The organism is Methylobacterium currus (assembly GCF_003058325.1).
In the GTDB taxonomy this organism is placed as follows: Bacteria; Pseudomonadota; Alphaproteobacteria; order Rhizobiales; family Beijerinckiaceae; genus Methylobacterium; species Methylobacterium currus.
In genome coordinates this window covers 3,391,446-3,402,500 of the sequence record NZ_CP028843.1, presented here as the reverse complement: position 1 = coordinate 3,402,500, position 11,055 = coordinate 3,391,446, and the positions used below count along the sequence as shown (strand labels likewise).

The following is an 11,055-nucleotide window of genomic DNA, read 5'->3' as shown; positions in this document are numbered from 1 at the left end:
ATCTCGGCGTCGTTCTCAACCCGGACATCGGCAGCGACGCGGTTCCGCTCGGGCAGGATGCCTGGATCGCGGTGCTGCCCGCCGCTCACCCGCTCGCGCGGCACCGCCAGGTGACGCTCGACCGCCTCGCTTCCGAGCCCTTCGTGCTCGCGACCGGAGGGTGCCACCTCCATGCCGGGGCGCTGATGCGCACGGCCGGCCTCTCGCTCGCCGATATCCGCATCGAGGTCCGGGACTGGGCCAGCGCCGTCGCGCTGGTGCGGGAGGGCACCGGCGTCAGCATCGTCCCGGAATCGACGCTGCCCGAGAACCGGAAGGGTCTGAAGGCCGTCGCATTGGCGCCGGCGATCTCGCGGCGTTTCGGGCTCCTGGCGCCAACCGCCCGGAGCCCGTCGCGCGCCGCGGCGCTGTTTCTCGACCTGGCCCGTCAGGCGTGAGAGACGGCCCCTGAGGCTCCATCCTTCTTCTGCGGCCGGATCCGGTACCAGCCGACATAGAGCGCCGGCAGGAAGAACAGCGTGAGGAAGGTCGCCGCGATGATGCCTCCGATCATCGCATAGGCCATCGGCCCCCAGAACACCTCGCGGGCGATCGGCACCATGCCGAGGCTCGCGGCCGCGGCGGTGAGCAGGATCGGGCGCATGCGGTGGCACGTCGCCTCCACCACCGCGTCCCACGGGCTCATCCCCTCGGCCTCGAACTCGTCGATCTGGGTGACGAGGATCACGGCGTTGCGGATGATGATGCCGATCAGCGCCAGGATGCCGAGGATCGCCACGAAGCCCATCGGTGCGCCCGACGGCAGCAGCGCCGCGACGACGCCGATCAGGCCCAGCGGCGCCACGCTCGACACGAGGAAGAGCTTCTGGATGCTCTGGAGCTGCACCATCAGGAAGAACGCCATCACCAGAAGCATCACCGGCACGACCGCGGCGATCGGGCCCTGGCCCTTGGCGCTCTCCTCCACCGCGCCGCCGGTCGCGAGATCGTAGCCGTCGGGAAGCTCCGAGCGGAACTGCGCCATGGCGGGCGCGAGGGCCGTCACGATGGTCGCCGGCTGGGTCGCGTCGGTGATGGCGGTGCGGACCGTGATGGTCGGCATCCGGTCCCGGCGCCAGACGATCGGCTGCTCGAGGTCGTAGTGGATCTTCGCGAAGGCGAGCAGCGGCACCGTCGCGCCGCCGGCGGTCGGCACCTGCAGGCTCTGGAGCGTGTCGACGGAACGGCGCTCCGGCCCCTGCGCCCGGCCGATCACGTCGACGAGGTAGATCGCGTCGCGGACCTGGGTGATCGTGGTGCCGCCGACCACGCCGTTGAGGATGCCGGCGATGTCCTGCGAGGTCACGCCGAGCTGGCGCGCCTTGTCCTGCAGGATCTCGACCCGCAGCACCTTGCCGGGCTCGTTCCAGTCGAAGGTCGGCAGGCCGACATGCGGGTTCTGCGCCACCACGTTGGCGAGCTTGAGGGCTTGGGCCCGCACCACCTGCAGGTCGGGACCGCTGATCCGGTACTGGATCGGCCGGCCGACCGGGGGGCCGAGATCGAGAGGATGGACGAACACGTCGGTGCCGACGAAGTCGCGGCGCGCGAGCGCATCGAGGCGCGCCATGGTGCGGTCGCGAGCCTCCAGCGACACCGTCTCGATCACGATCTGACCGAAGAACGCGTTCTGGAGCTGCTGGTCGAGGGGCAGGTAGAAGCGGATCGCGCCCTGGCCGACATAGGAGCTCCAGCGCTTGATCTCGGGATCGCCCTTCAGCGCCTCCTCGAACCGGTCCATCTGCGCCTTCGTCTCGGCGATGCTGGCATTCTGCGGCAGCGTCAGGTCGACCAGCACCTCGGGCCGGTCGGAGGACGGGAAGAATTGCTGCTGCACGTGGCCCATGCCGACGATCGCCGCTGCGAGCATGCCGATGCAGACCGCGACCGTGACCCAGCGGAAGCGCATCGCCGGCAGCAGCAGGGCCCGGAAAGCACCGAGCAGGCGGCTGGGCTTGTCGTGATGGCCCCTCATGGTCTTCGGCAGGATCTTCACGCCGATCAGCGGCGCGAACAGCACCGCCACCACCCAGGAGACGAGGAGCGATGCCGCGATCACCACGAACAGCGAGTAGGTGTACTCGCCCGCCGCCGAGCCGTTGAAGCCGATCGGCAGGAAGCCCGCCACGGTGACGAGCGTGCCGGTGAGCATCGGGAAGGCGGTCGACGTATAGGCGAAGGTCGCGGCCTTGTGCAGGCTGTCGCCGGCCTCGAGCCGCGCCACCATCATCTCGACCGTGATCATCGCGTCGTCGACGAGGAGGCCGAGCGCGATGATGAGGGCGCCGAGCGAGATGCGCTGCAGCGTGACTCCCATCACCTCCATGATGACGAACACGATGGCGAGAACGAGCGGGATCGAGAACGAGACGACGAGGCCGGCCCGCACCCCGAGGCTCAGGAACGACACGACGAGGACGATCACCACCGCCTCGACGAGGGCCTTGGTGAAGCCGCCGACCGCCTCCTCGACGATGCGGGGCTGGTCCGAGACGAGATGGATGCCCACCCCCACCGGCAGCTCGGCCTCGACCTGGCGCATCCGCGTCTTCAAGGCCTCGCCGAAGTCCAGCAGGTTGCCGCTCGCCTGCATGGCGATGGCGAGCCCGATCGCCGGCTGGCCGTTGTAGCGGAACAGCGCCTGGGGCGGGTCGGCGTAGCCGCGCTCGATCTCGGCCACGTCCGAGAGACGGAAGAAGCGGTCGTTGACCCGCAGGTTGATCGCCTTCAGGCTGTTCTCGTCGGTGAACTGGCCGCTCACGCGCACCGAGACACGCTCCGGCCCGGCCTGGATCACGCCGGAGGGGGCCACCGCGTTCTGCGCCTGCAGGGTCTTGATCACCGATTGCAGGTCGACGCCGAGGCCGGCAAGCTTGCGGATCGAGAAGTCGAGGGAGATGACCTCATCCTGGGCGCCGATGATCTGCGTCTTGCCGATGCTCGGCACCTTGATGATCCGGGTGCGCACCATCTCGACGTAGTCGCGCAGCTGGCGCATCGAGAGCCCATCGGCCGTGAAGGCGTAGACGTTGCCGAACACGTCGCCGAACTCGTCGTTGAAGAACGGGCCCTGCATCCCTTGCGGGAACGTGCCCTTGATGTCGCCCAGCCGCTTGCGCACCTGGTAGAACAGCCACGGGATCGTCTTCGGCGGGGTCGTGTCGCGCAGGTTGACGAACACCGTCGCCTGGCCGGGCGTGGTGTAGCTCTTGGTGTAGTCCACCGCGTTGATCTGCTGCAGCTCCTTCTCGATTCGGTCGGTGACCTGGTCGAGGGTGTCGGCGATGGTGGCGCCGGGCCAGACCGCCTGCACCACCATGGTCTTGATCGCGAAGGCCGGGTCCTCCTCGCGGCCGAGCTTGCGGTAGGACATCGCGCCGGCGACGATCGCCACCGCCATCAGGAACCAGACGAAGGAGCGGTGCGACAGCGCCCATTCGGAGAGGTTGAACGACTTCATCGGGCGCGGCCTCGCGCTGAGCAAGTTCGGGGTGCGGGCCGTCGGGCCGCGCGCGGAAAAGATCGGGGAGCGGTCAGAAGCCGGAGGCGACGAGGCGCACCGCCTGGCCCTCGGCCAGGCTGTGGACGCCTGCCACCACCACGGTCTCGCCGGCCTTGAGGCCGCCGCTCAGCGTCACGGCGCTCTCGTCGCCCGCGGCGGTGCCGTCGCGCGGGAGGATCGTGACGTCGCGGCGGGAGACCGTCTTGCCGTCGGGCGCCACCACCCAGACGCTGGTGCGGTTCTCCGCCTGCAGCAGGGCCGTCGCCGGCAGGGTGATGCGCGGAGGGGTGGCGCGTTCGAGCGCGACCGTGATCGTGGTGCCGAGGCGGAAGGCCTCGGGCGGATCGACCAGGGTCATGCGCACCCGGCGGGTCCGGGTCGCCGGGTCGGCCAGCGGCCCGATCTCCCGCACCCGGCCCTTCGCCGTGATGGTCGGGGCAGCCTGCAGCGTCACGGTGAACTCGGTGCCGGCCTTGATGCCGGCCATCAGCCCGTCCGGGATGTCGACGACCGCCTCGCGGATGTCGGGGCGGGCGAGCGTCACCACGGCCTGGCCGGCGCTCACCACCTGGCCGATCTCGGCGTTCCAGGCCGTCACCACCCCGTCGACATCGGCCTTCAGGGTGGCGTAGCCGAGCTCGTCGGTCGCCTTCTGGAGGGCGGCCTTTCCTTGAGCGAGGCGCGCCGCCGCCGTGTCGCGGCTCGCCACCGCGGCGTCGAGGGCGGCCTGCGTGACGTTGCCGCCCTCGAACAGGGTGCGCTGGCGCGCCTCGACGGCGCCCGCATTGGCGAGCTGCGCCTCGGCGTCGGTGACGTCGGCCCGGGCCCGGGTGACGGCGAATTGCAGCACGGTGGGGTCGAGGGCGGCGAGCCGCGCGCCCTTCGGCACGAGGTCGCCGACATAGACGTCGCGGGCGACCATCCGGCCCGGCACCCGGAAACCCCCTTGCGTCTGGTAGCGCGGCTCGACCGTGCCGGCGAAGGGGCCGAAGATCTCGGCGGTGCGGACCTCGACGGCCGTGGTGAGAACCGGGCGCACCGGGGGCGGGGCCTCTGCCTCCTTCGCCTGGCAGCCGGCCAGGACGAGGAGGCCGAAGAGCGCAGGCATGCGGGTGGTGGCGAGTCTCATCGGGCGTCCTCCCCGATCACCGCGACCTTCTGGCCCGGACGCAGGAGCTGGATGCCGGCGGTGACCACCCGCTCGCCCGGCGCGATCCCGTTCGACAGCACGATGGCCGAGCCGGCATAGCGCTCGATCGCGACGGTCTTGGGCGCGACGGTGTGGCTCGCCGGATCGACCACCCAGACCGCCGGCTTGTCCTGCCAGCGAAACAGCGCGCTCCACGGCAGGCTCACCGATGGCCGGGCGCGGAAGCGGCCGAGGCCCACCACCGCGGCGCCGAGCGACATTTCCGGCGGCACCTTGGAGAGCCCGATCTTCACCCGCACGCCGCCGGAGGACGGATCCACCGCCGGCGAGATCTCCCGGACCGTGCCGGTGGTGCGCACCCGCGGATCCGACAGGAGGGCGATCTCGACGGTCTTGCCTTCAGGCGGCTCGGCGAGCAGCGTCTCGGAGACGATGAACACCGCGTCCCGGGGCCCGTCCTGGGCCAGGGTGAACACGGTCTGGCCCGACTGCACGACCTGGCCGGCCTCGGCGTTGCGCGCCGTGATGATGCCGTCGACCCCGGTCTTCAGCTCGGTATAGGAGAATTGCTCGCGGGCATTGCCGAGGGCGGCCTTGGCCGATTCGACCGAGGCCTGGGTGGTGCGCAGGGTCTGCTCGGCCTGGTCGTAGGCGGTGCGGGTGGTGTAGCCGCTGCGCATCAGCGATTGCTGGCGCTCGAAGGTCACCTTCGCCTGGGTCAGCAGGGCCTCGGCCGAGGCGAGCGCGGCTTGCGCGGTGTCGACGTTGACCTGCTGCTCCTGCGGCTCGAGCCGGGCCAGCACCTGGTCGGCGGTGACGTGCTCGCCGACCTCGACCAGACGCTCCTGGATCTTGCCGCTGACCCGGAACGCGATGTTGCTCAGGAACTTGGCCTGGATGTCGCCGGTCAGCACGACCTGCTCGGCGACCGGTGCGAGCGCGGCGGTGACCACCCGGACCTCCGCCAGGGAGGTCTTCCGCATCTCGTCCTTGGCCGGGAAGGGCGCCTCGGCGAGCGCCGGGCTCGCGAGAAGCAGGGCGGCCAGGCCGACGGCGGCGCCCCGCGGGATCGGAGTAGGTCTCATGATGGTCGCGCGCACCGATGCAGCCTGACGTACCGGTAACGTACAGGGGAAACGAGTTGGGGCAACGTGAAGGAGCGGCCGCGAGGGGGCGGATGCGGCCGCTCCTTCCAGATGCGGGGCGCTCTCCTTCGGGAGAGTGCTCCGCATCTGTGGCGACGCACCGGCATTGCGCCGGGGCGAACCGGGAAAGGGATGCCGCGTCAGAGCTGATCCGGCGCGGAGAGGCAGGTGGCGCAGGGCACCGCCGGGCGGGTCCAGGCCAGCAGGCCGGCCCAGCCGGCGAGCGCGAAGAGCAGGAGCGCGACCGCTGAGAGCGGCACCCGTCGCGGCAGCAGCGGGCAGGCAGCTTCCACTGGCGGCGCGTGCAGCACGAGGCCGTTCGGCAGCCGGGTGAACCCGGGCCGGCGCGGCGCGGTTGCGGGGGACGGACACATCACCGTGCGGGCCATGGCGCGCTCCTTGAAGGCGATGCCCGCTTCGTACTAATAACTGACCAGACAGTCAATAAGGTGCGCGATGGCGGATGCGGACAAGGATGCGGGCAAGGTAGCGGGTGCGGGACCGCGCCGGCGTCGCAAGGAGGAGCGGCCCGGCGAGATCGTGGAGGCGGCCTTCGAGGAATTTGCGCGCGCGGGCTTCGCCGCGACGAAGCTCGACGACGTGGCAGCCCGCGCCGGGATCACCAAGGGCACGATCTACCTGTACTTCCCGAGCAAGGAGGACCTGTTCCTCGCGACGGTGCGGGAGATGAACCGGCCGGCGGCGGAGAACCTCGCGGCGCTCACCGCGGCCCCGCAGGGCTCCGCAATGGCGATCCTGCGCAGCCATTTTGCTTTCGTGTACAAGCACATGGTCGAGGACCGGCGCGCCCGCGAGATCCTGCGGATGCTCTTGGCCGAGGTGAGCCGCTTTCCCGACCTCGCCGACCGCTGGCGCGCCGAGGTGATCGGCCCGGCCGTGGACAACCTGCGGCAGGTGGTGCGCTACGGGATCGAGCGGGGCGAGTTCCGCCCCTCGGCCGCGGAGGAGTTTCCCCACCTGCTCTTCGCCCCCGTCATCATGGCCTGCACCTGGCGGCTGATGTTCGGTGACGGCCATGCCCTCGACGGCGCACCGTATCTGGAGGGGCACCTCGACCTGATCGAGCGGGGGCTGGCGCGGGGAGAGGGGCGTGGGGGGTCTGACCCCCGCATACACGTGACGGCACAAGGTGCGGGTTCCTCCTCTCCCCGCGGGCGGGGAGAGGGCTGCTGACTCCTTGTCGTGTCAGCAGCGAGCCCGCAGCGAACCGCAGCTTCGCCGCGACGGTGAGGGGTCTTTCCGGAGGAGCCTCACGCGTCGAGACCCTTGCCCTCGCTCCGGCTTCGCCTCCGCGTGCCGTGTCCCCTGGACAGGGGTGGGATCTTCGATCCCCCGGCCCCCTCCCCGCGAGAAGTCGGGCTTGCCCGGCTTTCTCCGTCGCTTGCAGATCCCGCGCTTGCAGATCCCGGGCAAGCCCGGGATCTGTCGGGGGGAGGAGGAGTTCGCCTCTTCTTTCTCCGAACAGCCCTGCGCGGGCAGGGTGACGCGATGACGGCGCAGCCGCGCCTCACTCCGCCGCCGTCGCCATCGCGGCCTCCGGGCTGCGGAACCGCGCGAGCAACGCCGCCTCCTCCGCCTGCACCGCCGCGAGGTTCTTCGCCTTTACCGGACCGTAGCCGCGGATGCGCTGGGGCAGGCCGGCGAGGCCGACCGCGGCGGCGTGGTTCGCCGGCGTGAGATCGCGGGAGATCTCGGCCATCCGGGCCTCGAAGTCCCGCACGAGGCGCCGTTCCTCGCGCCGCTCCTGGGTGTAGCCGAACGGGTCGAAGGCGGTGCCGCGCAAGGGTTTCATGCGGGCCAGCACGCCGAAGGCCTTCATCATCCAGGGCCCGAAGGTCATCTTGCGCGGCCGGCCGGTCGCCGGATCGCGGCGGGCCAGCAGCGGCGGCGCGAGGTGGAACTCGTAGCGAAGATTCTCGCCCTCGAAGGTGCGTGCCACCTGCGCCTGGAAGCTGCCGTCGGTGTAGAGCCGGGCGACCTCGTACTCGTCCTTGTAGGCCATCAGCCGGAAGAGCGAGCGGGCGGCGGCCTCGGTCAGGGCCGACTGGCCGGGCACGATCGCCGCCTCCCGGGCCCGCAGGGCCGCCACGGCACCCGCGTAGCGCGCCGCGTAAGCCGCATCCTGGTAGGCGGTGAGGAAGGCGACGCGCTTGGCGATCACGCCGTCGAGATCCGGCGCCAGGTCCGGGGCGGGCACTTCGACCGACCGCATCGTCTCAGGGGAGGCCGCGGCGCGGCGGCCCCAGGCGAAGGCGGCGAGGTTCATCGCCACCGCCTCGCGGTTGAGTTCGATCGCCTTCAGGAGGGAGGCCTGCGAGAGCGGGACGCGCCCGCGCTGCCAGGCATAGCCCAGCATGAACATGTTGGCGGCGAGCGCATTGCCGAGCACCGAGACCGTGACGCTCGTGGCATCGGTGAAGTCGGCGCTCTCCGCCCCGGCGGCCTCCCGGATCGCCCGCTTGATCCGCTCCGCCGGGAGGGAGAAGTCGGGCCGGCGGGTGAACTCGCCCGGCATCACCTCGGCGGTGTTGACGACGAGATGGGTGCGGCCCTTCGAGATGGCGGACAGCACCTTGCGGTTGCCGCTGACCACGAGGTCGCAGCCGAGGACCAGGTCGGCTGCACCGGCCCCGACCCGGATGGCATGGATGTCCTCCTGGCGATTGGCCAGGCGCACGTGGCTGAACACCGCGCCGCCCTTCTGGGCCAGGCCGGCCATGTCGATCATGCCGAGGCCCTTGCCCTCGAGATGCGCTGCCATGCCGAGGATCGCCCCGATCGTCACCACCCCGGTGCCGCCGACGCCGGTGACGATCAGGTTGTAGGTGCCGGCAATCTCCGGGATCGCGGGCTCGGGCAGGCCGGAATCCGGCGCCTCGTCGCCCGCCGTCGCCGGGATTCCGACCGGCCTGCTGCGGGGCTTGGCGCCGTGCACCGTCACGAAGGACGGGCAAAACCCCTTCACGCAGGAAAAGTCCTTGTTGCAGCCCGACTGGTCGATGCGGCGCTTGCGGCCGAACTCGGTCTCGACCGGCTGCACCGCGACGCAGTTCGACTGCACCGAGCAATCGCCGCAGCCCTCGCAGACCAGCTCGTTGATGATCACCCTTTTGTCCGGATCGGGGTAGGCGTTGCGCTTGCGCCGCCGACGCTTCTCGGAGGCGCAGGTCTGGTCGTAGATCATCACCGAGACGCCCGGCACGGTGGCCAGCTCGCGCTGCACCGCGTCCAGCTCGTCGCGGTGGTGGATCGTGAGGCCGTGCGGCCAGCTCGCGGTCGACGGGTACTTGTTCGGCTCGTCGGTGACGAGGGCGATGCGCTCGACGCCCTCGGCCCGCACCTGCGCGGCGATGCGGTCGACGGTGAGCCCGCCCTCGTGCGGCTGGCCGCCGGTCATCGCGACGGCGTCGTTGAACAGGATCTTGTAGGTGATGGTGGTGCCGGTATCGACCGCCCAGCGGAGCGCCAGCGAGCCCGAATGGTTGTAGGTGCCGTCGCCGAGATTCTGGAAGACGTGGCCGCGCTTCGAGAAGGCGTTTTCGCCGATCCAGTTCGCGCCCTCGCCACCCATCTGGGTGAAGCCGTCGGTGCTGCGATCCATCCACTGCGCCATGTAGTGGCAGCCGATGCCCGCATAGGCCCGCATGCCCTCCGGCACCTTGGTCGAGGAATTGTGCGGGCAGCCGGCGCAGAAATGCGGGATCCGGGCCGCGATGTCGGCGGTCGCGGCGAGGCGCTCCTGCGCGCCTTTCAGCCGGGCGACGCGGCCCGCGAGGTCGTCGTTGCGGTGGTAGCGCAGCAGGCGCTCACCCAGAGCCACCGCGATGTCGTTGGGATCGAGCGCGCCCTTCACGGGGAAGAGCCAGTTCCCCGCCTCGTCGCGCTTGCCGATGCAGACCGGCTGGTGGCTTGAGCCGTACAGCTCCTCGCGCAGCTGCACCTCGATCAGCGAGCGCTTCTCCTCCACCACCATGACGAGGTCGAGGCCGTCGGCGAAGGCGGCCAGCTCGCGCCGCGACAAAGGCCAGGGGCAGGCGACCTTGTAGAGCCGCAGCCCCATGTCGTTGGCCTTGACCTCGTCGAGGCCGAGGTCGTCCATCGCCTGGCGCACGTCGAGATAGGACTTGCCGACGGTGATGATTCCGATCTTCGGCTGGCGCCCGCCCGAGAGAACGAGGCGGTTGAGGTTGTTGGCGCGCACGAAGGCCAGCATCGCGTCGCGCTTGAAGTCCTGGAGGCGGGCCTCCTGCTCCAGGATGCCGTCCGGCGTGCGGATGTTGAGCCCGCCCGGCGGCATGAGAAAATCGTCGGGGAGCACGATCTTCACCCGGTCGAGGCGCGCATCGACGCTCGCGGTCGATTCGATGTTCTCCTTCACGCACTTGAAGGCGACCCAGGTGCCGCAATAGCGGCTCATCGCGTAGCCGTAGAGGCCGTAATCGAGGATCTCCTGCACCCCGGCCGGGTTCAGGATCGGGCTCATCACGTCGACGAAGTGGAACTCCGACTGGTGCGCGACGGTGGAGGATTCCGCCGTGTGGTCGTCGCCCATCAGCGCCAGCACGCCGCCATGGCGCGAGGTGCCGGCCATGTTGGCGTGGCGAAAGACGTCGCCGGAGCGGTCGACGCCCGGCCCCTTGCCGTACCAGAGGCCGAACACGCCGTCGTAGCGGCCCTCGCCCCGCATCTCGGCCTGCTGCGCCCCCCAGATCGCGGTGGCGGCCAATTCCTCGTTGAGGCCGGGCTGGAACACGATGCCGGCCTGATCCAGGACCGTCTTGGCCCGCACCAGGTTCTGGTCGAGCCCGCCGATCGGCGAGCCGCGATAGCCGGAGACGAAGCCCGCGGTGTTGAGCCCCGCCGCCCGGTCGCGGGCCTGCTGCATCAGGAGCATCCGGATCACCGCCTGGGTGCCGGTGACGAAGACCTGGTCGCGGGAGAGGTCGTACTTGTCGTCGAGGCTGACCGACCGAAGGGACGGGGAGGTCTTCTCTGGGCCCATCGCGTGTTCCTCCTCCTCGCGCGGTGGGGGCCGGTTCCTCCGGCCTCTCGGGACCACGCCGATTACGTCAGGAAGGCTGACATTTCCGGCCGGCCCCGTCAACGCGGCCTGGAGGCATTCCAGGCAGCCCCGCCTTGCCGGGTCCCTGGTTTCGCGGCATCACCGCTCACCCAAGCGGGCATCCCGCCCGCCCGCA

The 11,055-nt window shown here is 70.4% G+C and carries 7 protein-coding genes (1 of these 7 cut by a window edge); 2 read left to right on the top strand and 5 right to left on the bottom strand.

The genetic code is table 11. The annotated features are described in order from the left end of the window. Positions 1-437: the 3' portion of a LysR family transcriptional regulator gene (locus DA075_RS15900; RefSeq protein ID WP_210206985.1), read on the top strand. 487 nt of this gene lie to the left of the window's left edge; 437 of the gene's 924 nt are visible here — the last part of the coding sequence; its start codon lies off the left edge, out of view; the stop codon is at positions 435-437. Here the strand turns inward: DA075_RS15900 and DA075_RS15895 are convergent. From DA075_RS15895 to DA075_RS15880, 4 genes are all read right to left on the bottom strand, one after another. Continuing rightward, positions 428-3,499, bottom strand: a complete 3,072-nt coding sequence (locus DA075_RS15895) for an efflux RND transporter permease subunit (protein WP_099954059.1) — start codon at positions 3,497-3,499, stop codon at positions 428-430. The genes DA075_RS15900 and DA075_RS15895 overlap by 10 nt on opposite strands. Before the next feature lie 73 nt (positions 3,500-3,572). Beyond that, complete coding sequence (locus DA075_RS15890) at positions 3,573-4,670, bottom strand: efflux RND transporter periplasmic adaptor subunit (protein ID WP_099954058.1); 1,098 nt, start codon at positions 4,668-4,670, stop codon at positions 3,573-3,575. Next, entirely contained in the window at positions 4,667-5,776 is a 1,110-nt protein-coding gene (locus DA075_RS15885) for an efflux RND transporter periplasmic adaptor subunit (RefSeq protein WP_099954057.1), read from the bottom strand. The genes DA075_RS15890 and DA075_RS15885 overlap by 4 nt, the downstream gene beginning before the upstream one ends. 200 nt (positions 5,777-5,976) lie before the next feature. Then, positions 5,977-6,225 carry a hypothetical protein gene (locus tag DA075_RS15880; RefSeq protein ID WP_099954056.1) on the bottom strand — a complete coding sequence of 83 codons (249 nt, stop codon included), beginning with the start codon at positions 6,223-6,225 and terminating at the stop codon, positions 5,977-5,979. A gap of 67 nt (positions 6,226-6,292) precedes the next feature. Here DA075_RS15880 and DA075_RS15875 point away from each other — a divergent pair, with 67 nt between their 5' ends. Further along, the gene (locus DA075_RS15875) at positions 6,293-7,030 is read left to right on the top strand and encodes a TetR/AcrR family transcriptional regulator (protein WP_099954055.1); all 738 of its coding nucleotides are present in this window, start codon (positions 6,293-6,295) and stop codon (positions 7,028-7,030) included. A 334-nt stretch (positions 7,031-7,364) separates the two neighbouring features. Here the strand turns inward: DA075_RS15875 and DA075_RS15870 are convergent, their stop codons facing one another. Beyond that, the gene (locus DA075_RS15870; RefSeq protein ID WP_099954054.1) at positions 7,365-10,859 is read right to left on the bottom strand and encodes an indolepyruvate ferredoxin oxidoreductase family protein; all 3,495 of its coding nucleotides are present in this window, start codon (positions 10,857-10,859) and stop codon (positions 7,365-7,367) included. Between the last annotated feature and the right edge of the window lie 196 nt (positions 10,860-11,055).